The organism is Pseudomonas sp. P4795 (assembly GCF_048822895.1).
In the GTDB taxonomy this organism is placed as follows: Bacteria; Pseudomonadota; Gammaproteobacteria; order Pseudomonadales; family Pseudomonadaceae; genus Aquipseudomonas.
Window position 1 is genome coordinate 713607 of sequence record NZ_JBMFBT010000002.1, and the last position, 26434, is coordinate 740040.

Sequence of the window (26434 nt, forward strand, 5' to 3'; positions counted from 1 at the left end):
TCAACAGATCGCAGCCTCGTTTCTCTCGACAGCTCCTACAGGGGAGCTAATCGATTCAGGCTTCAGTCTTGGCAGCAGCAGCTTCAACCGCAGCCTTGATGGTGCTTTGCAGCGAACCGTCGGCAGCCATTTCGATCATGATGTCGCTACCGCCGACCAGCTCACCACCAACCCACAGCTGTGGGAACGTCGGCCAGTTGGCGTACTTCGGCAGGTTGGCGCGGATTTCCGGGTTCTGCAGGATGTCGACGTAGGCAAACTTCTCGCCACAGCCCATCACGGCCTGCGCGGCTTTCGCGGAGAAGCCACACTGTGGGGCATTCGGCGAGCCTTTCATGTAAAGCAGAATGGTGTTGTTGGCAATCTGCTCTTTAATCGTTTCGATGATATCCATGGAGCACCTCGGCTGAACTTTCCGACTCACGGGTCGGCACGGTGGCGCATTGTAACGGAATCCCGAGCGCGCTGCTCGGTCTCCCCGACAGACTTCCTCAAGCCGCCGCCACGGTCACCGGCACGCCATTCAGTGCCGCATTGCCTGACAGTTCATCGAGCTGACACTCATCAGTCAGGTCATTCGCGCTGGAACCCGGCTGGCTACTGGCAATCGCCATCTGTACACCCGGCCGCGCATGCCCCCAACCGTGCGGCAGGCTGACCACGCCCTTCATCATGTCCAGACTGCCCACCACCTCGACCTCGATCTGCCCGACACGCGAACTCACGCGCACCAACTGCCCGTCAGTCAGACCGCGCGTGGCGAGGTCGTCCGGGTGCATCAACAGTTGATGCCGCGGCTTGCCCTTCACCAGTCGATGGTAGTTGTGCATCCACGAGTTGTTGCTGCGCACATGGCGGCGGCCAATCATCAGCAACTCATCGGCGGCCGGCGCTTGTAATGCGGCAAACCGCGCGAGGTCGGCAAGAATCGCTGCCGGTGCAGCCTGAATGCGCTGATTGGCAGTCTTCAGACGCGGTGCCAGATTAGGTTTCAACGCCCCCAGATCGATTCCGTGCGGATGATCGAACAGCGTCGCCAGCGATAACTTGAGCTCTGACGCGTCGCCATACATGCCCATGCGCAGGCCCATGTCGATCATCTTCGCCGGTGGCATGGTTGGCTTGAGTTCTTTCCCGGTCTTCTGCGCAAAGGCTTTCGCCAGGCCGACAAAGATTTCCCAGTCGTGCAAGGCTCCCTCAGGCTTGGCGAGGATTGCGCGATTGAAGCGCGTGACGTTGCGCACCGCGAACAGGTTGAACGTGGTGTCGTAGTGATCGTTCTCCAGCGCCGAGGTCGACGGCAGGATCAGGTCGGCGTAACGCGTGGTTTCGTTGATGTACAGGTCGATGCTGACCATGAACTCCAACCCATCCAGTGCTTGCTCGAGCTGCCGACCGTTGGGCGTGGAGAGGATCGGATTGCCGGCCACGGTGATCAACGCGCGGATCTGGCCCTCGCCCTCAGTGAGCATTTCTTCAGCCAGCGCCGAGACCGGCAGCTCGCCGCCGTACTCGGGCCGCCCGGAGACGCGGCTCTGCCATTTGTTGAAATGCCCGCCTGAAGTAGTCGCCACCAGATCCACCGCCGGCTCGGTGCACAGCGCACCACCAACGCGGTCGAGGTTGCCGGTCACCAGGTTGATCAGTTGCACCACCCAATGGCACAGCGTGCCGAAGGCTTGAGTGGAAACGCCCATCCGCCCGTAACAGACAGCACTCGGCGCAGCGGCAAAGTCGCGGGCCAATTGGCGGATCTGCTCGGCCGGCACGGCGCACAACGGGCTCATGGTTTCAGCGGTGAAACCCGCCACGGCGGCGCGCACTTCGTCCAGACCGTCGACCGGCAGATGACTGCCCCGCGCCAGGCCTTCGCTGAACAGAGTGTTGAGCACGCCAAACAACAACGCCGCATCGCCACCGGGACGCACGAACAAATGCTGATCGGCCATCGCCGCCGTCTCGCTGCGACGTGGATCGACCACCACCACTTTGCCCCCGCGCGCCTGAATCGCCTTCAGGCGCTTCTCGACATCCGGCACGGTCATGATGCTGCCATTGGACGCCAGCGGATTGCCGCCGAGGATCAGCATGAAATCAGTGTGGTCGATGTCCGGAATCGGCAGCAGCAAACCGTGGCCGTACATCAAATGACTGGTCAGGTGATGCGGCAGTTGATCGACCGAAGTCGCCGAGTAGCGGTTGCGGGTTTTCAGCAGCCCGAGGAAGTAATTGCTATGGGTCATCAGCCCATAGTTGTGCACACTGGGATTGCCCTGATACACCGCCACCGCGTTCTGCCCATGCCGCTCCTGGATCGCCGCCAGCCGCTCGGCCACCAGCGCGAACGCCTCATCCCACTCGATGGGCAGCCATTCGCTACCGACCCGGCGCATTGGCTGACGCAGGCGATCCGGATCGTTCTGAATGTCTTGCAGCGCCACCGCTTTGGGGCAGATATGCCCGCGGCTGAAAGTGTCCTGCGCATCGCCCTTGATCGAGGTGATCGCGACGGCGCCATCGGTTTCGCTGGTTTCGATGGTCAAGCCGCAGATGGCTTCACACAGATGGCAGGCACGGTGATGGAGAGTCTTGGTCATGGCCAGTCTCTGTATTGTTCTGGGCGGGCGATAACGCCTGCGGGAACAAAACTATGGCCCGTGTACCGGAGCTGCGCCAGCGACGTTCGTCTTGTGAATCGGCGGCCATCAGGCGCGCCGATAGCCCGGCGCGGTCAATTGGGAGTGGATTGCGGCGGCGGCGCCAGCTGGATTTCCTGAATGGTCTCGATCTGCTCGTGGGCGATATGGACGCCGGTGAGTTCGCCGATAAGACGCCAGTGCTCGTCGAGTCCGGCGCTGATGGTCGCCATGCGATCAATCATCTGGCGGCTGGCAGCCTTGACCACGTCGTCTTCGCTGCGCATCAATTCGAAGGACATGGACGTCATCGAGGCGGTGAGATGAGTCAGGGAGCGTGCCGTGTGGCCCAGCAATTCCATTAACAATTGTTCTTTCGATTCCATGCGTAGGCATCCTGCGTCGCTCGTGGGGTTATTTATAACTCAGCACTTTGCTTTAGCAAATGTTTCAGCGCGCCATCCGACCAAGCGGCTCAGTGGCTCACTGGTCGCAAACCGACCCGGCCCGCACCATCCGCGGCGTGGCTGATTGCCAAGCGCGGTGGGGCCAGTGTACAAATGGCCTGCTGCCCCTGGCGAAGCTGACGATAAATCACAGCGTTCGCCCTGCTATCACACCGGCACACATTTGCAAAAACCGTAGCCTATTGGAAAAACGCGACATTTAGTGTCAATATCGCGCCCTTCCCTATTTCGTCGCCCCGTGCGGCTTACGCCGCAGGTCTCGCCCGTTGTTCCGTTAAACAAGGCTTTGAGCATCTGCGGTTTGTAGCAAAAGGTAGTCAATGATGAGCGCAAGGCACTTTCTCTCCCTGATGGATTGCACGCCCGAAGAGCTGGTCAGCGTGATCCGTCGAGGCGTTGAGCTCAAGGACCTGCGTAACCGCGGCGTACTGTTCGAGCCTCTGAAAAACCGCGTGCTGGGGATGATCTTCGAGAAGTCCTCGACCCGCACCCGGATCTCGTTCGAAGCGGGCATGATCCAGCTCGGCGGCCAGGCGATTTTCCTCTCGCCGCGCGACACCCAGCTGGGCCGTGGCGAGCCGATCGGCGACTGCGCGATCGTCATGTCGAGCATGCTCGATGCGGTGATGATCCGGACCTTTGCCCACAGCACCCTGACCGAATTCGCTGCCAACTCGCGCGTGCCGGTGATCAATGGCCTGTCCGATGATCTGCACCCGTGCCAGTTGCTGGCCGACATGCAGACCTTCCTTGAGCACCGTGGCTCGATCCAGGGCAAGACCGTGGCCTGGATCGGCGACGGCAACAACATGTGCAACAGCTATATAGAAGCGGCGATTCAGTTCGACTTCCAGTTGCGCATTGCCTGCCCGGAAGGCTACGAGCCGAACGCGGAATTTGTGGCCAGGGCCGGCGATCGTGTGACCATCGTCCGCGATCCGCAGGATGCCGTGCGCGGTGCGCATCTGGTCAGTACCGACGTCTGGACCTCGATGGGCCAGGAAGAGGAAACCGCCAAGCGCCTCAAGCTGTTCGCGCCGTATCAGGTCAATCGCGCCCTGCTCGATCTGGCGGCCGAGGACGTGCTGTTCCTGCACTGCCTGCCCGCGCACCGCGGCGAAGAAATCAGCCTCGACCTGCTTGATGACCCGCGCTCCGTCGCCTGGGATCAGGCAGAAAACCGTCTCCACGCACAGAAGGCGCTGCTCGAATTCCTCGTCGAGCCGGCATATCACCACGCATGAGCCATGAATTACTGCTGAACCTGCGCAACCTCGCTTGCGGCTATCAGGACCAACGTGTGGTGCAGAACCTCAATCTGCACCTGAACGCCGGCGATATTGGCTGCCTGCTCGGTTCGTCCGGCTGCGGCAAGACCACAACCCTGCGCGCCATTGCCGGTTTCGAACCGGTGCACGAAGGTGAAATCCAGCTCGGCGGTGAAGTCATCTCCAGCGCCGGTTTCACCCTCGCCCCGGAAAAACGCCGGATTGGCATGGTGTTCCAGGATTACGCACTGTTCCCGCACCTGAGCGTCGCCGATAACATCGCCTTCGGCATTCGCAAGCACCCGCAAAAAGAGCGCGTCACCGAAGAGCTGCTGGAACTGGTCAACCTGAAGAACCTCGGCAAGCGCTTCCCGCACGAGTTGTCCGGCGGCCAGCAGCAACGTGTCGCCCTCGCCCGCGCCTTGGCGCCGGAGCCGCAACTGCTGCTGCTCGATGAACCGTTTTCCAACCTCGATGGCGAACTGCGACGCAAGCTGAGTCACGAAGTGCGCGACATCCTCAAAGCACGCGGCACCAGCGCGATTCTGGTAACCCACGATCAGGAAGAAGCCTTCGCCGTCAGCGATCACGTTGGCGTGTTCAAGGAAGGTCGGCTGGAGCAGTGGGATACGCCCTACAACCTCTATCACGAACCGGCTACACCTTATGTCGCCAGTTTCATCGGTCAGGGTTATTTCATTCGCGGCCAGCTCGCCAGCCCGGAATCGGTGCAGACCGAACTCGGCGATCTGCGCGGCAATCGTGCTTACACCTGGCCAATTGGCGGTGCCGTGGATGTGTTGCTGCGTCCGGATGACATTGTTTATGCGCCGGACAGCTCGTTGAAAGCGCGGATTGTCGGCAAGACGTTCCTCGGTGCATCGACCCTGTACCGCCTGCAACTGCCGACAGGCGCGCAGCTGGAATCGATTTTCCCGAGCCATGCTGATCACCAGGTCGGTGCAGAGGTGGGGATTCGGGTGGTGGCTGAGCACTTGGTGCTGTTTCAGGCATCGGGGAGCACGGCAGCACAAATCCCGGCGGTAGAAAGCGGCGTGCGCCGGTACAGCGCAGCACTCTGAAACAACACTTATCCCCTGTGGGAGATTCTATGTTTGGGGGGGAAGCCCCCAAACCTGTTTTTGACTGAGTCCATATCCGTTGCTGCGGTAACGGCTTCCTGGGGTTCCGCCCTGACGGCGGGTCACCTTTTTCAAACGCCGGGATGCCGGCCCAGCGAAAAGGTAACCCAAAAGGCTTTGCCCTGACGTTCGGCCCTCGCTGTGGCTCGGGTTCCTTCGCTGCGGGATTGATCCGGGGGCATCGCCTCCGGTTTGCTGCGCTGCACCTCCTCTCGATGTGTTTGGCTGCGCCAAACGGTCGCTGCGCTCCCACCCCCTGATCAATCCCTCCACTCAGCCTGCCGACGGGCGCTCGAGATCAAGAGCGGTACTCGAGCTAACGCTCATTGTGTTGAGTGGTTAGAAGCGAAGTGCGGTTTTCGGGTGGATATCAAACCTGTGGGAGCTGGCTTGCCAGCGATGGCGGCCTGACAGCCGGCCGATCTCTAGCAGATGTACCCAGCTCCCACAGTTGTTTCGGGAAACAACAGCCAACGATTCAAGTGCGGCCGATTTCGGCAAATTTGGCCTGGGTGTGTTCAGCCAGCACCGCTGGGGCCAATTCGACTTCCAGACCGCGGCGACCGGCGCTGACATAAATAGTCGCAAAAACCTGGGCGGAATTATCGATGAACGTGCGCAAGCGTTTTTTCTGGCCCAAGGGACTGATCCCGCCCAACAGGTAACCGGTTGATCGCTGGGCAGCGGCCGGGTCCGCCATCTCGACTTTTTTCACGCCGGCCGCGTGTGCCAGTCCCTTGAGGTCGAGGGTTCCGACGACCGGCACCACGGCAACCAATAACTCGCCTTTTTCACTCGCCGCCAGCAGCGTCTTGAACACCTGCGCCGGGGCCAGCCCGAGTTTCTCTGCGGCCTCCAGCCCATAGGACGCGGCCTTTGGATCATGTTCGTAACTGTGCACGCGATGTTCGGCACGAACTTTTTTCAACAAGTCCAACGCAGGCGTCATGGCAGCTCCAGGCTCGGCAGTCAGTGAAAAATGCTGCGTCGGATTCTAGGACAACCAAGCACAAAAGGCTCTAGCACACCCGTGTTTCCCGTGGCTTGCGTGCAATTAACCAGAAAGTTAGCTGCGACAACCGCGCGATCATTCACAAGGCTGATAGTTACATTGTGACCGACAGTTCACTTTCGACCTTTGACAGCAGTGTTTCTTGTCTATATTTTTTCGAATCTGAATAATGTAAGAATTGTTACTCGTGCAGTACCTAGCAGTAGACCGAGAACAGGATGGGGATCCTGCCTCGGGGAAAATCGCGCCTTGCCCTGATGGCAATCGCGCCAGACAACAACAAAAACGAGGTTTTCAATGACAACTGCTTTACAGCAACCATCGCTTTCGAGCCAATGCATGGCTGAATTTCTGGGTACTGCACTGCTGATCTTTTTCGGCACAGGGTGTGTCGCCGCGCTCAAGGTCGCGGGTGCCAGCTTCGGCCTGTGGGAAATCAGCATCATCTGGGGCGTCGGCGTGAGCATGGCGATCTACCTCACCGCCGGCGTTTCCGGCGCGCATCTGAACCCTGCCGTGAGTATCGCCCTGAGCATTTTCGCCGACTTCGAAAAGCGCAAACTGCCGTTCTATATCCTCGCGCAGATTGCCGGTGCCTTCTGCGGCGCGCTGCTGGTGTACACGCTGTACAGCAACCTGTTCTTCGATTACGAACAAACTCACCACATGGTTCGCGGCACACAGGCGAGCCTGGAACTGGCATCGGTGTTCTCCACCTTCCCCAATCCTGCGCTGTCCACCGCTCAGGCATTTCTGGTCGAGATGATCATCACCGCGATCCTGATGGGCGTGATCATGTCCCTGACCGACGACAACAACGGCTTGCCGAAAGGCCCGCTGGCACCGCTGCTGATCGGTTTGCTGATCGCGGTGATCGGCAGTTCGATGGGCCCGCTGACCGGTTTCGCGATGAACCCGGCGCGTGACTTCGGTCCGAAACTGATGACTTTCTTCGCTGGCTGGGGTGAAGTCTCCTTCACCGGCGCGCGTGAAATTCCGTACTTCCTGATTCCGATTTTTGCACCGATTGTCGGTGCCTGCCTCGGCGCTGCCGGGTATCGCGGGCTTATCGCCCGTCACCTGACTGGCGCCACACCTGCTACAAAGGATGCAGAACCGGCCATTGACGGCAAACCAAGAACTTCTTGAAACAGTCGGCGCGGGCTCCTGTCAAATCGAGCCCGCGCTACGGCCCACTCTCCTTACTTCGTCCAAGGCAATCGACATGACCGACATTCAGAATAAGAACTACATCATTGCCCTCGATCAGGGTACGACCAGCTCGCGCGCGATCATTTTCGACCGTGACGCCAACGTGGTGTGCACCGCGCAGCGCGAATTTGCCCAGCATTACCCGCAAGCCGGTTGGGTTGAACACGACCCGATGGAAATCTTCGCCACCCAGAGCGCGGTGATGGTTGAAGCGCTGGCTCAGGCCGGTCTGCATCACGACCAGGTTGCCGCCATCGGTATCACCAACCAGCGTGAAACCACCGTCGTCTGGGACAAGACCACCGGCCGCCCGGTCTACAACGCGATCGTCTGGCAGTGCCGCCGCAGCACCGAGATCTGCCAGCAGCTCAAGCGCGACGGTCACGAGCAATACATCAGCGACACCACCGGCCTGGTCACCGACCCGTACTTCTCCGGCACCAAGCTCAAGTGGATCCTCGACAACGTCGAAGGCAGCCGCGAGCGTGCGCGCAACGGCGAACTGCTGTTCGGCACCATCGATAGCTGGCTGATCTGGAAATTCACCGGCGGCAAGGTGCACGTCACTGACTACACCAACGCCTCGCGCACCATGCTCTTCAACATCCACTCGCTTGAGTGGGACGCGAAGATGCTGGAGATCCTCGATATCCCGCGCGAAATGCTCCCGGAAGTGAAGGCCTCGTCGGAAATCTACGGTCGCACCAAAAGCGGCATCGCCATCGGCGGTATCGCCGGCGACCAACAGGCTGCACTGTTCGGCCAGATGTGCGTCGAGCCGGGCCAGGCGAAAAACACCTACGGCACTGGCTGCTTCCTGCTGATGAACACCGGCGACAAAGCCGTGAAGTCCAAGCACGGCATGCTCACCACCATCGCTTGCGGCCCGCGCGGCGAAGTGGCTTACGCACTCGAAGGCGCGGTATTCAATGGCGGCTCGACCGTGCAGTGGTTGCGCGATGAACTGAAAATCATCAACGACGCCCACGACACTGAGTACTTCGCCAGCAAAGTGAAGGACAGCAACGGCGTGTACCTGGTGCCGGCCTTCACTGGCCTGGGCGCTCCGTACTGGGACCCGTATGCCCGTGGCGCACTGTTCGGCCTGACGCGCGGTGTGCGCGTGGATCACATCATCCGCGCTGCGCTGGAATCGATTGCCTACCAGACCCGCGACGTGCTCGACGCCATGCAACAGGATTCCGGCGAACGCCTGAAAGCCCTGCGCGTGGATGGCGGCGCGGTGGCGAACAACTTCCTCATGCAATTCCAGGCCGACATCCTCGGCACGCAGGTCGAGCGTCCGAAAATGCGCGAAACCACCGCCCTTGGCGCGGCGTACCTCGCTGGCTTGGCGTGCGGTTTCTGGGGCAGCCTCGACGAACTGCGCAACAAAGCCGTGATCGAGCGCGAGTTCGAACCGACGCTGGACGAAGTCGAAAAGGAAAAGCTCTATAAAGGCTGGAAAAAAGCGGTCAGCCGTACCCGCGACTGGGCACGTGAAGACGCTGAATAAGCCAGTCTGAGGACTGTCTAAAGCTGGAAACTGGTCGGGAGGTGATTCCTGCGGCATCATGGGCAAATTTTGCACGGCAGCCCAAAGGACGCCCCATGAATCTGCCTCCCCGTCAGCAACAAATCCTCGAGCTGGTTCGCGAACGCGGCTATGTGAGCATCGAGGAAATGGCCACGCTGTTCGTTGTTACTCCGCAAACCATCCGCCGCGATATCAATCAGCTGGCGGAAGCCAATCTGCTGCGTCGCTACCATGGCGGCGCTGCCTATGATTCCAGCGTCGAAAACACTGCCTATGCGATGCGCGCCGATCAGATGCGCGATGAGAAACAACGCATCGGTGAAGCCATCGCTGCGCAGATCCCCGATCACGCCTCGCTGTTCATCAACATCGGTACCACCACCGAATCGATTGCCCGGGCCCTGCTGAACCATAATCACCTGAAGATCATCACCAACAACCTGCACGTTGCTTCAATGCTCAGCGCCAAGGATGATTTCGATGTGCTGCTGACGGGCGGCAATGTGCGCCGCGATGGCGGCGTAGTCGGTCAGGCGAGTGTGGACTTCATCAACCAGTTCAAGGTTGATTTCGCATTGGTTGGCATCAGCGGGATCGATGAGGACGGCAGTTTGCTGGACTTCGATTATCAGGAAGTGCGGGTGTCGCAGGCGATCATCGCCAATGCGCGGCAGGTGATTCTGGCGGCGGACTCAAGCAAGTTCGGGCGCAATGCGATGATTCGCCTGGGGCCGATCAGTTTGATTGATTGTCTGGTGACGGATCAGCAGCCGGTGCCGGCGCTGGCGCAGTTGTTGAGTCAGCACAAGATTCGGCTGGAAGTGGTTTAACCCCCCAACAACAGTCCTACTGTGGCGAGGGGATTTATCCCCGCTGGGCTGCGAAGCAGCCCCAAAACCAGTGATTACGGTGTGCCTGAGACACCGCGTTTGATGATTTCACGACTGCTTCGCAGCCGAACGGGGCGGTGCGACGTTCGCTAAATTCCCTCGCCACAGTCATCACTCACACCTGAAATGTTCGAAAATTTTCCTTTAAGCCACCTTCGATGAGTTTTTTCAATCGAAGTTGACTGGCTGTGCGCGTCTTTATGGGCTACCATTTTCGCAAATGAACATTAATGTTCGAATTCCAAACAGAAAATCAAAAGAGCCCGAGGCCAGCCGATGCCCACTTCTACCTTGCCTACGCCCCCACTCTCCGAGGTTTACGATGTTGCCGTGATCGGCGGCGGGATTAATGGCGTGGGGATCGCAGCGGATGCCGCCGGTCGCGGGCTTTCGGTGTTCCTTTGTGAAAAGGACGATCTGGCCAGTCACACCTCGTCGGCCAGCAGCAAGCTGATCCACGGTGGCCTGCGCTACCTCGAACATTACGAATTCCGTCTGGTGCGTGAAGCACTGGCCGAGCGCGAAGTGCTGCTGGCCAAGGCGCCGCACATCGTCAAACAGATGCGCTTTGTGTTGCCGCACCGTCCGCACCTGCGTCCGGCGTGGATGATCCGTGCGGGCCTGTTCCTGTATGACAACCTCGGCAAGCGCGAAAAACTCGCCGGTTCGAAAAGCCTGAAATTCGGCGCCGACAGCGCGCTGAAAAGCGAAATCACCAAAGGCTTCGAATACTCCGACTGCTGGGTCGACGACGCCCGCCTGGTGGTGCTCAACGCCATGGCCGCCCGTGAAAAAGGCGCGCATGTACACACCCAGACCCGTTGCGTCAGCGCCCGTCGTACCAAAGGCCTGTGGCACCTGCACCTGGAACGCGCCGATGGCAGCCTGTTTTCGATCCGCGCCAAAGCGCTGGTCAACGCTGCCGGCCCGTGGGTTGCCAAGTTCATTCGCGACGACCTGAAGATGGAATCGCCGTACGGCATCCGTCTGATTCAGGGCAGCCATCTGATCGTGCCGAAGCTGTATGAAGGCGAACACGCGCACATTCTGCAAAACGAAGATCAGCGCATCGTTTTCACTATTCCGTACCTGAACCACTTCACCCTGATCGGTACCACCGACCGCGAGTACACCGGCGATCCGGCCAAAGTGACGATCACCGAAGGCGAAACCGAGTACCTGCTGAAAGTGGTCAACGCGCACTTCAAAAAGCAGGTCAGCCGCGACGACATCCTGCACAGCTACTCGGGCGTGCGCCCACTGTGCAACGACGAATCCGACAACCCTTCGGCCGTGACCCGCGATTACACCCTCGCGCTGTCTGGCAGCACTGAAGAAGCGCCCCTTTTGTCGGTGTTCGGCGGCAAGCTGACCACCTACCGCAAACTCGCCGAGTCGGCGATGGCGCAACTGATGCCGTACTTCACCCAGATGCGCCCGAGCTGGACCGCCAGCGCGACCCTGCCCGGCGGCGAAGACATGACCACCCCGCAGGCCCTCAGCGCGCTGATCCGCGACAAGTTTGACTTCGTGCCGACCGAGATCGCCCGGCGTTGGGCCACCACTTACGGCAGCCGCACCTGGCGTATGCTCGAAGGCGTGGATAGCCTGGCGGACATGGGCGAGCACATTGGTGGCGGGCTTTACACCCGTGAAGTGGATTACCTGTGCAGTGAAGAGTGGGCGACCACGGCTCACGACATCTTGTGGCGCCGGAGCAAGCTGGGCCTGTTCACCACGCCGGCAGAGCAAGAAAAACTGGCGGTGTACTTGAGCAAGGTTGAGCAGAGTCGCAGTAAGATCGAAGCCGCCTGATTCGATCCGTTTTAATAAGCAAAGCCCCTGAATCGTGAGACTCAGGGGCTTTTTGCATCTCCGGCAAATCTCGCCAGCGCCTTTTCATTCGGTTTTCCGAACGCGACCTGACAGTCAATTCGGTTAACCGGATCAGAAACCCCAAAAAATATCGTCGCAAAACTTTAATCTCAATACAGATCAACAACTTAACCAGCCACGACTGCTCTGGCACGACTCATGCTCTACACTCTTCGACGAATGCCTGTTGCGCCAACCCGACAGGAGCCGTCAGGCATTCGAAGCACAACAAGGGCCCGCTCAACCGGCTCCATAAAAAAAACAATGTCGAGGAAAATTTGATGCGCATCGTTCCCCATATCCTGGGCGCAGCCATTGCTGCCGCTCTGATCAGCACACCAGTTTTCGCTGCCGAGCTCACCGGCACCCTTAAGAAAATCAAAGAATCGAACACCATCACCCTGGGGCATCGTGACGCCTCCATCCCGTTTTCCTACATCGCTGACGCTTCCGGCAAGCCAGTCGGCTATTCCCACGATATCCAGCTGGCTATCGTCGAAGCGATCAAGAAAGACCTCGACCTGCCAAACCTGCAGGTCAAATACAACCTGGTAACTTCGCAGACCCGTATCCCACTGGTGCAGAACGGCACCGTGGACGTCGAGTGTGGTTCCACCACCAACAACGTCGAGCGTCAGCAACAGGTCGACTTCTCCGTCGGCATCTTCGAAATCGGTACCCGTCTGCTGTCCAAGGCTGACTCCAAGTACAAGGATTTCGACGACCTGAAAGGCAAGAACGTCGTGACCACCGCCGGCACCACGTCCGAGCGCATCCTCAAGGCGATGAACGCCGACAAGCAGATGGGCATGAACGTCATCTCCGCCAAAGACCACGGCGAATCCTTCCAGATGCTCGAATCGGGTCGTGCCGTTGCGTTCATGATGGACGACGCGCTGCTGGCCGGCGAAGCCGCCAAGGCCAAGAAAGCCACCGACTGGGCCGTCACCGGCACTCCACAGTCGTACGAAATCTACGGCTGCATGGTGCGCAAAGGCGACGCTCCATTCAAAAAGGCTGTGGATGACGCCATCGTTGCGACCTACAAGTCCGGCGAGATCAACAAGATCTACGACAAGTGGTTCATGGCGCCAATCCCGCCAAAAGGCCTGAATCTGAACTTCCCGATGAGCGACGAGCTCAAGGCCCTGATCGCCAATCCGACTGATAAAGCGGCTGACGACAAGAAGTCCTGATTTCTGACTAACCTTATCTCCTGAAGGGGCTGTGCCCTTTCAGGAGTTCGTCACTCCCTGCTGGCACTTTTTGGGAACACTCGAACCGGTGGCTGTCGAGCCGATCGTGTGTGCCTGATCGACAAGATCGGGGCGGGAACGGATTTCCCCCAGGCGGGCACTTGTACATCGATCGAATCGAGGGGAGACCCTAATGAATTACAACTGGGACTGGGGCGTGTTCTTCAAGTCCACCGGCGTGGGCAGCGAGACTTATCTCGACTGGTTCATCTCCGGGCTGGGCTGGACAATCGCCATCGCCATCGTGGCCTGGATCATCGCCCTGCTGCTGGGCTCGATTCTGGGCGTGATGCGCACTGTGCCGAATCGCATCGTATCGGGCATTGCGACCTGCTACGTCGAACTCTTCCGTAACGTACCGCTGCTGGTGCAGCTGTTTATCTGGTACTTCCTGGTGCCCGATCTGCTGCCGGCCGATCTGCAGGAGTGGTACAAGCAGGACCTTAACCCGACCACCTCGGCGTACCTGAGTGTTGTCGTGTGTCTGGGTCTGTTTACCGCCGCGCGGGTCTGCGAACAGGTGCGCACCGGTATTCAGGCGCTGCCACGCGGTCAGGAATCCGCCGCTCGGGCCATGGGTTTCAAGCTGCCGCAGATCTACTGGAACGTGTTGCTGCCCCAAGCCTACCGGATCATCATTCCGCCGCTTACCTCGGAATTCCTGAACGTGTTCAAGAACTCCTCCGTGGCGTCGCTGATCGGTCTGATGGAGCTTCTGGCCCAGACCAAACAGACCGCCGAATTCTCGGCCAACCTGTTTGAAGCCTTCACCCTGGCGACCCTGATCTATTTCACCCTGAACATGAGCCTGATGCTGCTGATGCGCGTGGTCGAGAAGAAAGTTGCCGTGCCCGGCCTGATCTCCGTGGGGGGTAAATAATGGAATTTGATTTCAGTGGCATCGTCACGGCCATTCCCGGTTTGTGGAACGGCATGGTCATGACTCTCCAGTTGATGGCGCTGGGCGTGGTCGGCGGGATCATTCTCGGCACCATTCTGGCGCTGATGCGCCTGTCCTCCAGCAAACTGCTGTCGCGGGTGGCCGGCGCTTACGTCAACTACTTCCGTTCGATCCCGCTGCTGCTGGTGATCACCTGGTTCTATCTGGCGGTGCCGTTCGTGCTGCGCTGGATCACCGGTGAAGACACCCCGATCGGCGCGTTCACCTCGTGCATCGTGGCGTTCATGATGTTCGAAGCGGCGTACTTCTGCGAAATCGTCCGCGCCGGTGTGCAGTCGATTCCCAAGGGTCAGATGGGCGCCGCTCAGGCGCTGGGCATGAGCTACGGGCAGATGATGCGTCTGATCATCCTGCCGCAAGCGTTCCGCAAGATGACCCCGCTGCTGCTGCAGCAGAGCATCATTCTGTTCCAGGACACCTCGCTGGTTTACACCGTGGGCCTGGTGGACTTCCTCAATGCTTCGCGCGCCAGTGGCGACATCATTGGCCGTTCGAATGAGTTCCTGATCTTCGCAGGTCTCGTGTACTTCACAATCAGCTTTGCCGCCTCGCTGCTGGTCAAGCGTCTGCAAAAAAGGTTCGCCGTATGATCTCTATCAAGAACATCAACAAGTGGTATGGGGACTTCCAGGTGCTGACTGATTGCAGCACCGAGGTCAAAAAAGGCGAAGTGATCGTGGTCTGCGGCCCGTCCGGTTCGGGCAAGTCGACCCTGATCAAGTGCGTCAACGCACTGGAGCCGTTCCAGAAAGGTGACATCGTGGTCGACGGCACCTCGATTGCCGATCCGAAGACCAACCTGCCGAAACTGCGTTCGCGCGTCGGCATGGTGTTCCAGCATTTCGAACTGTTCCCGCACCTGACCATCACCGAAAACCTGACCATCGCGCAGATCAAGGTGCTCGGCCGCAGCAAGGAAGAGGCGACCAAGAAAGGTCTTCAACTGCTCGAGCGCGTCGGCCTGTCGGCTCACGCTCACAAGCATCCGGGGCAACTGTCCGGTGGCCAGCAACAGCGTGTGGCGATTGCCCGTGCGCTGGCGATGGACCCGATCGTCATGCTGTTCGACGAACCGACCTCGGCGCTCGACCCGGAAATGGTCAACGAAGTGCTCGACGTGATGGTGCAACTGGCCCACGAAGGCATGACCATGATGTGCGTGACCCACGAAATGGGCTTTGCGCGCAAAGTGGCCGACCGGGTGATTTTCATGGATCAGGGCAAGATCATCGAAGACTGCAAGAAAGAGGAGTTCTTCGGCGACATCAGCCAACGCTCCGAACGCGCGCAGCACTTCCTCGAGAAAATCCTGCAGCACTAAAAGCTACACACTGAACTCTGTGGCAAGGGAGCTTCTGTGGCGAGGGGATTTATCCCCGATCGGCTGCGAAGCAGTCGTCAAACCAGCAGATGCGGTTTGACTTTGAAATGCTGGGGCCGCTCGCGGCCCATCGGGGATAAATCCCCTCGCCACAGAGTCCACCTCCAAGCCAGCGCGTATCCACCAACAGGTGTGCTGGTTGACCCAAGGTGTGCTGGTTGACCCAAGGCATCTGTGATGAAATGCGACCCCACTCTTTATCGCGCAACCACGCCATCACTTGCCGTGAAACCCCGTCTGATCCGCCATTTGTTCCTGCCGCCGCTGGTCATCGCCCTGATGATCGGATTGGGTTATGCCGGCTTCTGGACCAGTGAACATTTCGGTATCCGCAGCCTTGGCGAAAACGGCCAGCGGCAACTCGAGTTGCACGCCCGTGCAGTCGAAAGCGAGATCAGCAAATACACCTACCTGCCCAGCCTGCTGGAGCTCGAATCGAGCGTCGCGCGCCTGCTCGACGAACCGACGGCGGACCACCGACAAACGGTCAACGAATACCTTGAAGGCCTGAACCGGCGCAGCCGCAGTCGGGCCATCTACGTGATGGACACCACCGGCCGCGTGGTGGCCACAAGCAACTGGCGCGACGTCGACAGTTACCTCGGCGAAGACCTGTCCTTTCGCGCCTACTTCCAAAATGCCGTGCGCGGTCAGCCCGGACGTTTCTACGGCATCGGCAGCACCAGCGGCGAACCCGGTTACTACCTGGCCCACGGCCTCGAAGAACACGGCAAGATCATCGGCGTCGCCGTGGTCAAAGTGCGTCTGGAAGCCATGGAAGAACGCTGGCAGCGCGCACGTCTGGAAGCGTTCGTCAGCGACGAGAACGGCATCATCATTCTCTCCAGCGATCCGGCACGACGGCTGAAATCAGTGGTGCCGCTGAGTGACGAAACCAAAGAAAAACTCGCGCGCAGCCTGCAGTACTACTGGTTCCCGCTCAACGAACTGCAACCGCTGGCCCGTGAAACCCTGGCCGAAGGCGTGGAAAAACTCACCTTCCCGGCCAACAGCGAGCTGCTGCCGCAACAAGAGCCTGAGGATGAAAACATCAGCTATCTGGCGCAAACCCGGCCGCTGAGCGATACACCGTGGAATTTCACCCTGCTCACGCCGTTGCAGGACTTGCGCCGCGAAGCCATCAACCAAGGGATTCTGGTGGCCATTGCGTTTGCGCTGGTGGCGTTCCTGCTGATCGCCTGGAACGAGCGGCGCAAGGTCATCGCCACCCGCCTCGCCGCTCGTGAAGCCTTGCAGGAAGCCAACAATCAACTGGAGCGTCGGATTACCGAACGCACCGGCGACCTGCGCGCCAGCAACGAAAGGCTCAAGGCGCAGATCCGTGAACGCCGCCAGGCCGAAGAGACTTTGCGCCGCGCTCAGGACGAGCTGGTGCAGGCCGGAAAACTCGCCGCCATCGGCCAGATGTCCACCAGCATCGCCCACGAATTGAACCAGCCACTGGCGGCGATGCGCACGCTGTCCGGCAACACGATCCGGTTTCTGGAGCGTGGCCAGCTCGACGTCGCCAGCACCAACCTGAAAACCATCAACGACCTGATCGACCGCATGGGCCGGATCACCGCCAGCCTGCGCTCGTTCGCCCGGCGCGGTGACGACAAGGGCCGCGCCAGTCTGGGTAAAGCGGTGGACGCCGCGCTGCAAGTACTCGGCGCGCGGGTGGAAAGCGCCGCGCTGCAAGTGCATCGCCAGTTCATTGATGTGCAAGTGCAGATCGACCAGACCCGCCTTGAACAGATTCTGGTCAACCTGATCGGCAACGCCCTCGACGCCATGCAGGCGCAACCGCAGCCGGAGCTGTGGCTGCAGGGCGAAGAATTCGACGGCAAATATCGTCTGCGGGTGCGCGACAACGGCCACGGTATCGACGCCGAAGCACGCAAACATCTGTTCGAACCGTTTTTCACCACCAAACCCGGCGAGCAAGGGCTGGGCCTTGGCCTGACCCTGTCCGCCAGCCTGGCCGCCGCCACCGGCGGGCATCTGGGGGTTGAACACCCGGCCAGCGGTGGTACCACTTTCGTCCTCAGTTTACCGTTGGTAAGCCCTACTCCTGCCGAGCCAATATGAACCAAGACCTCAGTGTATTGATCGTCGAAGACGACCCCCATGTGCTGCTCGGCTGCCAACAGGCGCTGACCCTGGAAGACATTCCGTGCATCGGCGTCGGCAGTGCCGAAGAAGCGCTGGAGCGCGTTGGCGACAACTTCGCCGGGATCGTCATCAGCGACATTCGCCTGCCCGGCATCGACGGTCTGGAACTGCTGACCCGGCTCAAGTCGCGCGATCGCAGCCTGCCGGTGGTGCTGATCACCGGGCATGGCGACATCTCGATGGCAGTCGGCGCGATGCAGAAAGGCGCCTACGACTTCATGGAAAAACCGTTCTCCCCGGAACGCCTGGTGGACGTCGCCCGCCGCGCTTTGGAGCAACGCAGCCTCGCCCGCGAAGTCTCTTCGTTGCGCCGGCAATTGGCCGAACGCGACTCCCTCGAAGGACGCATCATCGGCCGTTCGCCGGCCATGCAGAATCTGCGCGAACTGATCGCCAACGTCGCCGACACTTCAGCCAACGTATTGATCGAAGGCGAAACCGGCACCGGCAAGGAACTGGTCGCGCGCTGCCTGCACGATTTCAGTCGTCGCCACACCCAACAGTTCGTCGCGCTGAACTGCGGTGGCCTGCCGGAAAACCTGTTTGAAAGTGAAATCTTCGGCCACGAGGCCAATGCCTTCACCGGCGCCGGCAAACGGCGGATCGGCAAGATCGAACACGCCGACGGCGGCACGTTGTTCCTCGATGAAGTGGAAAGCATGCCGCTGCCGTTGCAGATCAAACTGCTGCGCGTGTTGCAGGAGCGCACCCTCGAACGTCTCGGTTCGAACCAGAGCGTGGCGGTCGATTGCCGGGTGATTGCGGCGACCAAGTCCGATCTCGACGCGTCGAGCAAAATCGGCGAATTCCGCAGCGATTTGTACTACCGCCTCAATGTGGTGACGCTGGAATTGCCGCCATTGCGCGAACGCCGCGAAGACATCCTGCAACTGTTCGAACACTTCACCCAGCAATCGGCCCTGCGCTTCGACCGCGCCCTGCCGGAGCTGGACAATCAGACCCTGTCGAACCTGATGAGCCACGACTGGCCAGGCAACGTGCGCGAGCTGCGCAACGTCGCCGAACGCTTCGCCCTCGGTTTGCCGGCGTTCAAGAAATCCGGCGCCAGCAGCGGCGGCCAAGGCCTGGCGTTTGCCGAGGCGGTGGAAGCCTTCGAACGCAACCTGCTCAGCGATGCCCTGCAACGCAGCGGCGGCAACCTGACCCAGGCCAGCCTCGAACTGGGCATGGCCAAGACCACGCTGTTCGATAAAGTGAAAAAATACGGCCTCAGCCATTAAGCGAGAACCACGTGGATCTGATTTTCAAAGCCTTGCTCGGTGCGGCGGTGGTGGTGATCCTTGCCGCGCTGGCGAAGACCAAAAATTACTACATCGCAGGGCTGGTGCCGCTGTTTCCGACCTTCGCGCTGATCGCTCACTACATCGTCGGCAAGGGCCGTTCGATTGACGATCTGAAAACCACCATCGTGTTTGGCATGTGGTCGATCATCCCGTATTTCGTGTATCTGGCAACCTTGTACGTGATGGTTGACCGGATGCGGCTGGAGGCATCGCTGGCGGTCGCGGCGGTGGCGTGGTTGATGGCGGCGACAGTGTTGGTGACGGTTTGGGTGCGCTTGCACGCCTGAGCCCGATGTAGATCAAAAACAACCCTCACCCCAGCCCTCTCCCGGAGGGAGAGGGGGCCGATTGGGGGATGCTTCAGGAATACGTCGACCTGCGCTTTTGCTTTGAATCCATAATCGACTGGTTTTTTCAGGTCGATGTAGAGCGCAATACACTTCGGTCGGTTCCCTCTCCCTCCGGGAGAGGGTTAGGGTGAGGGGCTCTTCTGGCCTCTTCCAGCTCACAACAAATTCCCCTCAGCCACCGGCTCAATCTGCGCCCAATGCGAAGTATCCTCCCGATGCTCACGCAAATACGGCAACACCGCCCCCAGCAACGGCTCCTTGAACGCCTCCTGAAATCGATGCGCCAAGCCCGGAATCAACCGCAACTGACTGCCACGAATATGCGCCGCCAAATGCACCCCATGCATCACCGGCAGCAACGGATCCGCCGTGCCGTGCACCACCAGCGTCGGCACCCGCAATTGGTTGAGCAGCGCCACACGGCTCGGCTCGGCGAGGATCGCCATGATCTGCCGTTTGACGCCCTCGGGGTTGAACGCACGGTCGTAGGATTGCGCAGCCTGATGCAACAACGCCTGCCGATCATCGCTGATCGTCGGGCTGCCGAGCGCCGCCAGCAGATCAGCCTGCTGCTCCAGTGCCGCTTCACGATTCGGCGCACCGCGTCGCGCCAGCAACTGCACCAGTGCCGCGTTCGGCGCGGGCAGGCCTTCGGCACCGGAGCTGGTCATGATCAGCGTCAGACTCTCGACCCGTTGCGGCGCCATCGCTGCCATATGCTGGGCGATCATCCCGCCCATGCTCGCGCCGAGCACATGGAATTGCTCGACGTGCAACGCGTCCATCAAGCCCAGCGCATCGTCGGCCATGTCGGTCAGGCTGTATGGCGCCGCCACCGGCAGACCGAGTTTGTAGCGCAGCACTTCAAACGTCAGATTGGCCTCGACCGGCGCCTGACGCCACGTCGACAGACCGACATCGCGATTGTCATAGCGAATCACCCGAAACCCTTGCTGACACAACGCGACCACGACTTCATCCGGCCAGTGAATCAACTGCCCGCCCAGCCCCATCACCAGCAACAACGCCGGATCGGACGCGCGACCAATGCTCTGGTACGCCAGGCTTACCTGCGCCAGATCAACCCGTTCAGTCGGAACATTCACATCGCAACGCGACGCGGCAGACGCCGGCAAACCGAAAAAAATCGCAGCCCATACAGCTGCGATTGCAAGAAAACGCTTACCCATGAAAAACACCGAAACGCAGAACCCCAGTAGAGCGCGAGTCTGATGAAGTTTGTTCAAGCGCGCTGCCACAGTTACGTGACAGTTTGATGAAGAGTGCCGAACGGTCGCACGCACGATAACTATCTAACACCCTCCCCCCCGGCAACTTCCCTTGAATGGCCGATGCATTGAGCGGGCCCGCCGCTCTCCTCATCGAGCCTTGCCGCCATGACCGAATCCTTGCTTTTCGATTTCCCCCCGCCTGCGCGCGACCTGTTGTCAGGTTTGCCCGGTGCGGCAGCCTTTGCAGCACCGGTGGACGAACATCTGCTGCACGTCGCCGCGACCAACCGGCGTGCCAGCAGCGAAGGTTTGCGCCAGCTCTGCGCTGGCGCGCCGAGCGTGCGCCAGACTCTCAATCGATTGCTCCGTGAGCAGTTGGATCTGGACGGGCAGCAGGCCGGGTTGCTGTTTCATCCCGTCAGCGGCCATGCGCAGCGCTTCGTCAGTCTCGCCGATGCCTGCGCGCTGGTTTTTCAGCAGCCGGTGCTGGAAGAATGGCTGGACCGCCAGTGCCAGGTCACGGGAATTCACCCGAGCCACGCGTTGCGCCAACTCAGGCCGTTGCAACTGCTCGATCGACTGAAAACCCTTGCACCGGCGCAGGCGCTCGAACAGCGCTGGAACGCTTACTGGGATGCCCGCTCGCCGGGCACGCCGCTGTCGCGACGTGAACACGCTGCGCAGTTGTATCGCGAGCATATCGAGGCAGTCGCGCAAATGGCTTTCGCCCGCCGCCAGCTTACGGCCGGGCAACTGCAACCGCTGTGGTCATTACTCGATCCTGTGCCCGCTGCGCAAACCGCCGCTGAAACGTTGAAGTTCGAACTGCCAAATCTGCTGCTGAACAACGGCGCTCGGGCGAGGCTCGCCGCCGCGTGGGTCATCAGCCGCGGTGACGATGCTGGCGCGCAATTGCTGTATCTGCCGAGTCGACCTGATGCGATGCACGCCTTTGCCCGACGCAGCGATCTGCAAGCCTGGCTGACCAGCCAGCCGCTGATACCGCTCGGTGTGCCCGAGGTCAATCTGCAAGTCGAATATGGCGCGACTGATGGCGCGTTGAACACGCCGTTCAACGAATGGCTGTGGCAACAGCAGATGGCCCAGGTTGGCGCTTTGCGTAATGGCTCAGCGGCGCGGCGTACATTGGCCGAGCACGGCATGCTGGCGCTCAGCGTTGCCGATCAGGTCGACCGCCAATTGGGCCTTGCCGTGTTCTCTACCGCGCCGGGGCTCGAGCTCGGAGCAGCAAATAGCACAGCGGAAGATGATCAGCCGCTGCTGTTCGACAGTCTGTACGCCGACATTCCGTGGTCGTGGCGCCAGGCTGCCGTGCGCCGCCAGCGCGAAGTGCTAGAGGCCTGGCTAAGTGCACCGGGGCGCACAATTGCTGCATTCACGGCTTTGCACAGCGAGCTGGAGGGCGCGGAACAGGCAGCCAATACCGCCGCGCATAACCTGCTCGCTCAGGACGACACGACCTGTGATCGGGATTTCACGGCGTTGCATCAGGCGCACACGGCAGGTTTGCACGCGGAGACCGGACTGCAACGAATGCTTGGGCAAATCAGCGATGAAGAAGCAGCCTTGCTCAAAGCGCTGCTCGAAAGCCCGGATCCGCCCGGTACGGATCGCGTCGCAGCAAGCCTGACTCTGCGCATGACCGGGCCAGCCGGCGACACCAGCCAAACGCTCAGCGGCCCGTTTCTGATCACCCATGCGCAAACATTGATCGATGCCGATGCCCCTCACAGTGTGCTGCTGTACTGGCCCGGCTGCGGTGGCGGTCTGCAACGTTTTGCCAACCGCCGCGTGCTTGCCAGTCAGGTTTTCAAGATCGACCACCACGATCGCGCCATCGACCTGCAACTGGAAAAGATCACCGGCGACCCACTGCGTCACTCACTGACCCGGCTGACGGCCGACTTCAAAACTTCGGCCGAAACCATCCGCCAACGCCAAAGCGCAACCGATCAGGCCGAGTCCCTGGAGCGCCTGCGCAAAAGCGCGCTCGCCGACTTGCAGGTCCCGGTGAATGCGGCCAGGAGCCTGGTGGTCAAGCATCTGCACGAGCAGGAGCGCAGCACCACTCTGAGTAATCAACTGCCGGACTGGCTGACCCGCCTCAACAGCACAGAGCGCAGCCGGCTCAAGTCCCTGATCGAAGCCTTTGTTGCGGCCATGAAGCGCAGCCACGAGCTGATGGAGATCAAGCTGATCCCGCGCGATGACTTCACCCGCCAACACCTGCACGCTCGGCTGCGCAAGGACTTTGCGTTGAAGGAAGATGTCACGCTGGCGCTGACCCTGCCCGACTCGGTCACCCAGCAGACGCGCTACAGCGCAGGCCCGAGCGGAACCCGAAGAACCACGGTCATGGTGCCGAGTACCGCGCGCAGCAAAATGACGCTGGAAGCGCTGGCGCAATTGAATATCGATAACCAGCATGCGGTGCAGCAGGATGGCTTGTCACAGCGCCTGGTGTTCATGCGGCTGGAGGTGGCCGCAACGGATTCGGGCGATCGCTACAAGCTGCTCAACGGCATCAACCTGATCTATCTGCGCAAGATCCTGCCGGAACTGGATCTGCCCAAAGCTTATGAAAAGCTGATTCTCGACACCTTCAAAGGCGCGCCCGACGAAGCCGCTTTCATCCAGCAACATCGCCGCGAATGCCTGCTCGAACCCTGGCGTCTGACGCTGCAATTGCAGGGTCAACGCGCGCGACTGCAAGGCGAGTTCGACGACAGCGACCTGCAAACGCTGCACATCGCGATGGATGCCGTTACCGCCCAGGCGTGGAATCCGCCGGGCAAACGCATCGTGATCCTGCCGGCTTACCTGAGCGCCGGCGGCAAGGACACCCACGCCGAGGGCCCATCCACGTTGTCCGGAGTGACGTTCATTGAAGAACAATTGAGCGGCGTGACCTTGCTCTATCTGCCGGACAGTCCGGACGAGCGTTTTCTGCGTCGCTTCAGCAGTCTCGAAGACGCGCGCCGGGGGCTGTTCAACCTGTGTCGGCAATACACAATGATTCACTACCTGGCCCGCCGCACCGTGCATGGCAACGTGCGCGCGCACGAGCATCGACTCAACCACGCCGTGCAGCGCGATTTCGACGGCATGATCGGCGTCGGCGAGCGCTGGCCGGTGAGCACTTCGCTCGCCGCACAGCTGCTCGATGCGCACCTCGGGCGACTGATCGAAGCGCATCGTGGCAGCTCGCGTTCCAACGATGCGCTGTACGTTGAACGCTATGCACTGCAAGGCCCGCGTGCCTTCAACTACATCAAGATGGCCTTGGGCTTTGTGCCATTCATGGGCACGGCGATTGCGCTCTACGATGCCTGGACCGCGGCGAATCAGGCAGTCGCGGCGTTTCTGCGCGGCAAGGTCGGCGACGGGCTGGACGAACTGGTCTCGGCGTTGCTGTCAGTGATCGATGCCGCGATGGATCTGATTCCGGGTCACGCGGCGGCCTCCTCCGTCGCTCCGGCGGCACGCGCATTGACCCGCACCCGCCAACTGGGCGCACTGAGCGCCAGCGCGTCCGCCCTGCAGGCCGCGTCGCGACGTCAGGCGGCACAGGCAGTCGCGCGCTTCAGCGGATACGAGTACCAGCGCCCGCTGTCGTTGTCCGGATTGCAACCTTCTACACACGGGATTTACCGCAACGTATATCGGCATGCCGACGGTGACTTCATTGTTCGCCAGGGACGGTTTTTCCAAGTGGAGTGGAGCAAGGATTCGCGCAACTGGCGCCTTACCGGTACGGCGGGGAAAACTTATAAACAGCCGATCGCGCTGGATGAAGCAGGCAATTGGGACACCTGGTTCGGCGTCTACGGCAGCGCATTTGAAGGTGGCGGACTGGGCGGTGGTGGTGTGCTCGGGCATTTGGCCAATACCCTGCAACCGCTGTGGCCGGAAGCGATCCGCGCGCGCCTGCCGCACTGGTGGACTGATCGCGCCCTGCGCCGGCATGTGCAGTTGACGAACACCGCCGATAGCCTGATGGAACAGATCAGGCTGCAGATCACCCGCCATGACGGACAGATCAGCCGCTACATCAACAATACGGACGATCCACTGCTGCGCGAGCTGGCCGACGTCGCCTGCATCGGCGATATCGGCCTGGTCCGCCGCCGCTTTCAGGCACTGACAGACTTGCACCCCCTGACCCACGGTAACAAACGCCGCGAGACGATCAGGTTTCTCAGTGACAGTGCGCGGATCATCGCCGACCGCTACCGGCACCGCATCTACTATTCGAGCGACCGCGCGACACGCCTGCAAAACCAGATCGATGCCATGCGAGCAGCCCTCGATCAGTTGCCGCCAGAAGCAATCACCCAGCACCTCAACGACCTGCAAGCTATCCGCACACTGCGTGTTGAATCACTGCGCGAGCTGGAGCACATCGAATTGCTCATGCGCGAACTCAATCACTGGTACGAGCGCATCACCACGCTGACGCAAAGGCCGGAGTTGCGCCTGGCCGCAGACGTCGCCACCTTCAACCAGCGCCTGACCGAAAGCAATCTGCTGTACCTGAAAACCAGCCACAGAATGCAAATCGTCAGAAACTACGCCCACGCCCGGGAGCTGTCGTGGATCTATTTGCAGCAACAGGCCTATCTGCCGCGTGCCGACATACACCGCGCGCTGTACGTGCAACACAGCCTGGCGCAAGCCGATATCAGCCGTGTGCAACGCAATCAGATGTTGCGCGAGTGCCTGGCAACCTACGCGGCTTTTCAGCAGAAAATGAAAGCGTGGACCACCAGCCATCCTGACTATTTCCACGCCGATGTCGTCGCCCCCCTGATGGCCGGCATCGAGCGCATGGCCGACAAGGCGCGCGCCACGCTTGACCTGCCAGCTGCGCCGAGAACGGCCGGGCAGTCGAATAAAAAAGTCTTCCAGACCGAAGACGGCCAGATGCTGCTCGGCGTCGAACAGTGGGAGCCGCGAACCCGCAAGCGCCAGTTCGCCCTGAGTGAAGAAGGCCGCAGCGGCGAGATCTGGGAGCAGGCCGACAATGGAAAATTTCGCCTGCGTGATTCAACGCCTCCTGAATCTGCGCCCAAAGATCTGGCCAGACTGGTCACCGATGCGCGCAAGCGCCTCGGCGCCCAAAGCAAATATCTGGCGGACGTACACGCGTACGCCGAGCAGCACATGCTGCCAGTTGATCTCGAGCACATGCTGAGCGTCGAGGCTGATGATCTGACCCGTCGCGCCCGGGATATCGAAGCGCTTGCGAGCCACGATCCGATCATTAAGTTACTTCGCGAAAAAGCCGCAGAACTGAGGAAGACCGGCCGCCAACTGCGCACCCGCCAGACGCTGCGAACGCACACCCCCACCGACGGCATGTTGCTCGATCTGATCGGTCAGCAAGCTGTGGAAATCCGCAAACGCGCGCCGCTCAAAGCCCTCGGCAAACGTGCTGATGGCCGATTCGATTATTTGCAGGAATACGAAATCTGGAACCTCACCCAAGAACCAGCGCAGCTGCTGTGGTACGCGCACTTTCACTATTCCAAAGCCGCACCACGCTTCGGCGATTTCGAGAAAGCCCATTTGAAGTTGCCGGAACACCGCGCTCTGACCCACGCGGACAATCCTGATCTGCCGTATGCCGACATTGGTAAAAGCTCGGCGGTATTAGCGTTTTTTGAAGAGCGCTGATGCGTTGAAGGGAGCGGATTGATCCGCTCCCTTCAAGTG

19 protein-coding genes are annotated in these 26434 nt (G+C 60.3%); 14 read left to right on the forward strand and 5 right to left on the reverse strand.

Features of this window, described 5'->3' with window-relative positions:
• Positions 1-55: 55 nt before the first annotated feature.
• The 3 genes from grxD to ACOI8A_RS07765 all read right to left on the reverse strand — a co-directional run bounded on the left by grxD (position 56) and on the right by ACOI8A_RS07765 (position 3022).
• Positions 56-394: a Grx4 family monothiol glutaredoxin gene (gene grxD / locus ACOI8A_RS07755; RefSeq protein ID WP_420646208.1), complete on the reverse strand. Its 339-nt coding sequence runs from the start codon at positions 392-394 to the stop codon at positions 56-58.
• Between the two features lie 97 nt (positions 395-491).
• A complete protein-coding gene (locus ACOI8A_RS07760) occupies positions 492-2597 on the reverse strand; it encodes a molybdopterin oxidoreductase family protein (RefSeq protein ID WP_420646207.1) in 2106 nt (701 codons plus the stop codon).
• A gap of 134 nt (positions 2598-2731) precedes the next feature.
• On the reverse strand, positions 2732-3022 hold the full coding sequence (locus ACOI8A_RS07765; RefSeq protein WP_420646206.1) for a hypothetical protein: 291 nt from the start codon (positions 3020-3022) through the stop codon (positions 2732-2734).
• A 404-nt stretch (positions 3023-3426) separates the two neighbouring features.
• Between ACOI8A_RS07765 and argF the strand changes: the two genes are divergently transcribed.
• Positions 3427-4347 carry an ornithine carbamoyltransferase gene (argF, locus tag ACOI8A_RS07770; RefSeq protein WP_420646205.1) on the forward strand — a complete coding sequence of 307 codons (921 nt, stop codon included), beginning with the start codon at positions 3427-3429 and terminating at the stop codon, positions 4345-4347.
• Positions 4344-5453, forward strand: coding sequence for an ABC transporter ATP-binding protein (locus ACOI8A_RS07775; protein ID WP_420646204.1), 1110 nt, complete (start codon positions 4344-4346; stop codon positions 5451-5453). Before argF ends, ACOI8A_RS07775 begins: the two co-directional genes overlap by 4 nt.
• Positions 5454-5991: 538 nt before the next feature.
• Here ACOI8A_RS07775 and ybaK read toward each other — a convergent pair.
• Complete coding sequence (gene ybaK, locus ACOI8A_RS07780) at positions 5992-6462, reverse strand: Cys-tRNA(Pro) deacylase (RefSeq protein WP_420646203.1); 471 nt, start codon at positions 6460-6462, stop codon at positions 5992-5994.
• Positions 6463-6822: 360 nt separating this feature from the next.
• On the opposite strand from ybaK, the gene ACOI8A_RS07785 reads away from it, so the two are divergent.
• The 11 genes from ACOI8A_RS07785 (at position 6823) to ACOI8A_RS07835 (ending at position 19403) form a co-directional block, all read left to right on the forward strand.
• Positions 6823-7674: an MIP/aquaporin family protein gene (locus tag ACOI8A_RS07785; RefSeq protein WP_420651208.1), complete on the forward strand. Its 852-nt coding sequence runs from the start codon at positions 6823-6825 to the stop codon at positions 7672-7674.
• A 76-nt stretch (positions 7675-7750) separates the two neighbouring features.
• Positions 7751-9253 (forward strand): glycerol kinase GlpK, encoded by a 1503-nt coding sequence (gene glpK, locus ACOI8A_RS07790; RefSeq protein ID WP_420646201.1) that lies wholly within the window; start codon positions 7751-7753, stop codon positions 9251-9253.
• A 95-nt stretch (positions 9254-9348) separates the two neighbouring features.
• The gene (locus tag ACOI8A_RS07795; RefSeq protein WP_007916700.1) at positions 9349-10104 is read left to right on the forward strand and encodes a DeoR/GlpR family transcriptional regulator; all 756 of its coding nucleotides are present in this window, start codon (positions 9349-9351) and stop codon (positions 10102-10104) included.
• A gap of 336 nt (positions 10105-10440) precedes the next feature.
• Positions 10441-11979, forward strand: a complete 1539-nt coding sequence (gene glpD / locus ACOI8A_RS07800) for a glycerol-3-phosphate dehydrogenase (RefSeq protein ID WP_420646200.1) — start codon at positions 10441-10443, stop codon at positions 11977-11979.
• A gap of 341 nt (positions 11980-12320) precedes the next feature.
• Positions 12321-13235, forward strand: coding sequence for a glutamate/aspartate ABC transporter substrate-binding protein (locus ACOI8A_RS07805; RefSeq protein ID WP_420646199.1), 915 nt, complete (start codon positions 12321-12323; stop codon positions 13233-13235).
• 193 nt (positions 13236-13428) lie between these two features.
• The gene (locus ACOI8A_RS07810) at positions 13429-14175 is read left to right on the forward strand and encodes an amino acid ABC transporter permease (RefSeq protein WP_095190466.1); all 747 of its coding nucleotides are present in this window, start codon (positions 13429-13431) and stop codon (positions 14173-14175) included.
• Positions 14175-14846 (forward strand): amino acid ABC transporter permease, encoded by a 672-nt coding sequence (locus ACOI8A_RS07815; RefSeq protein WP_420651209.1) that lies wholly within the window; start codon positions 14175-14177, stop codon positions 14844-14846. Before ACOI8A_RS07810 ends, ACOI8A_RS07815 begins: the two co-directional genes overlap by 1 nt.
• Positions 14843-15577: an amino acid ABC transporter ATP-binding protein gene (locus ACOI8A_RS07820; protein WP_420646197.1), complete on the forward strand. Its 735-nt coding sequence runs from the start codon at positions 14843-14845 to the stop codon at positions 15575-15577. Before ACOI8A_RS07815 ends, ACOI8A_RS07820 begins: the two co-directional genes overlap by 4 nt.
• Positions 15578-15814: 237 nt before the next feature.
• Positions 15815-17728, forward strand: a complete 1914-nt coding sequence (locus tag ACOI8A_RS07825; RefSeq protein WP_420646196.1) for a sensor histidine kinase — start codon at positions 15815-15817, stop codon at positions 17726-17728.
• Positions 17725-19053: a sigma-54-dependent transcriptional regulator gene (locus ACOI8A_RS07830; protein WP_420646195.1), complete on the forward strand. Its 1329-nt coding sequence runs from the start codon at positions 17725-17727 to the stop codon at positions 19051-19053. Before ACOI8A_RS07825 ends, ACOI8A_RS07830 begins: the two co-directional genes overlap by 4 nt.
• A 20-nt stretch (positions 19054-19073) precedes the next feature.
• The gene (locus ACOI8A_RS07835) at positions 19074-19403 is read left to right on the forward strand and encodes a GlpM family protein (RefSeq protein WP_420646674.1); all 330 of its coding nucleotides are present in this window, start codon (positions 19074-19076) and stop codon (positions 19401-19403) included.
• A 218-nt stretch (positions 19404-19621) separates the two neighbouring features.
• Here ACOI8A_RS07835 and ACOI8A_RS07840 read toward each other — a convergent pair whose 3' ends face one another.
• Positions 19622-20656, reverse strand: coding sequence for an alpha/beta fold hydrolase (locus tag ACOI8A_RS07840; RefSeq protein ID WP_420646673.1), 1035 nt, complete (start codon positions 20654-20656; stop codon positions 19622-19624).
• A gap of 207 nt (positions 20657-20863) precedes the next feature.
• Between ACOI8A_RS07840 and ACOI8A_RS07845 the strand changes: the two genes are divergently transcribed.
• Positions 20864-26395, forward strand: coding sequence for a dermonecrotic toxin domain-containing protein (locus tag ACOI8A_RS07845; RefSeq protein ID WP_420646194.1), 5532 nt, complete (start codon positions 20864-20866; stop codon positions 26393-26395).
• The last annotated feature ends 39 nt before the right edge of the window (positions 26396-26434 follow it).

Bases quoted from the DNA above. Each gene is read 5' to 3' on its own strand.
- glpD (WP_420646200.1), top strand. From the start codon at position 10,441: ATGCCCACTTCTACCTTGCCTACGCCCCCACTCTCCGAGGTTTACGAT.
- ACOI8A_RS07815 (WP_420651209.1), top strand. From the start codon at position 14,175: ATGGAATTTGATTTCAGTGGCATCGTCACGGCCATTCCCGGTTTGTGG.
- ACOI8A_RS07845 (WP_420646194.1), top strand. From the start codon at position 20,864: ATGACCGAATCCTTGCTTTTCGATTTCCCCCCGCCTGCGCGCGACCTG.
- ACOI8A_RS07805 (WP_420646199.1), top strand. From the start codon at position 12,321: ATGCGCATCGTTCCCCATATCCTGGGCGCAGCCATTGCTGCCGCTCTG.
- ACOI8A_RS07830 (WP_420646195.1), top strand. From the start codon at position 17,725: ATGAACCAAGACCTCAGTGTATTGATCGTCGAAGACGACCCCCATGTG.
- ACOI8A_RS07840 (WP_420646673.1), bottom strand. From the start codon at position 20,656: ATGGGTAAGCGTTTTCTTGCAATCGCAGCTGTATGGGCTGCGATTTTT.
- ACOI8A_RS07775 (WP_420646204.1), top strand. From the start codon at position 4,344: ATGAGCCATGAATTACTGCTGAACCTGCGCAACCTCGCTTGCGGCTAT.
- ACOI8A_RS07825 (WP_420646196.1), top strand. From the start codon at position 15,815: ATGAAATGCGACCCCACTCTTTATCGCGCAACCACGCCATCACTTGCC.
- ybaK (WP_420646203.1), bottom strand. From the start codon at position 6,462: ATGACGCCTGCGTTGGACTTGTTGAAAAAAGTTCGTGCCGAACATCGC.
- ACOI8A_RS07760 (WP_420646207.1), bottom strand. From the start codon at position 2,597: ATGACCAAGACTCTCCATCACCGTGCCTGCCATCTGTGTGAAGCCATC.
- ACOI8A_RS07795 (WP_007916700.1), top strand. From the start codon at position 9,349: ATGAATCTGCCTCCCCGTCAGCAACAAATCCTCGAGCTGGTTCGCGAA.
- ACOI8A_RS07785 (WP_420651208.1), top strand. From the start codon at position 6,823: ATGACAACTGCTTTACAGCAACCATCGCTTTCGAGCCAATGCATGGCT.
- glpK (WP_420646201.1), top strand. From the start codon at position 7,751: ATGACCGACATTCAGAATAAGAACTACATCATTGCCCTCGATCAGGGT.
- argF (WP_420646205.1), top strand. From the start codon at position 3,427: ATGAGCGCAAGGCACTTTCTCTCCCTGATGGATTGCACGCCCGAAGAG.
- ACOI8A_RS07810 (WP_095190466.1), top strand. From the start codon at position 13,429: ATGAATTACAACTGGGACTGGGGCGTGTTCTTCAAGTCCACCGGCGTG.
- ACOI8A_RS07765 (WP_420646206.1), bottom strand. From the start codon at position 3,022: ATGGAATCGAAAGAACAATTGTTAATGGAATTGCTGGGCCACACGGCA.
- ACOI8A_RS07820 (WP_420646197.1), top strand. From the start codon at position 14,843: ATGATCTCTATCAAGAACATCAACAAGTGGTATGGGGACTTCCAGGTG.
- grxD (WP_420646208.1), bottom strand. From the start codon at position 394: ATGGATATCATCGAAACGATTAAAGAGCAGATTGCCAACAACACCATT.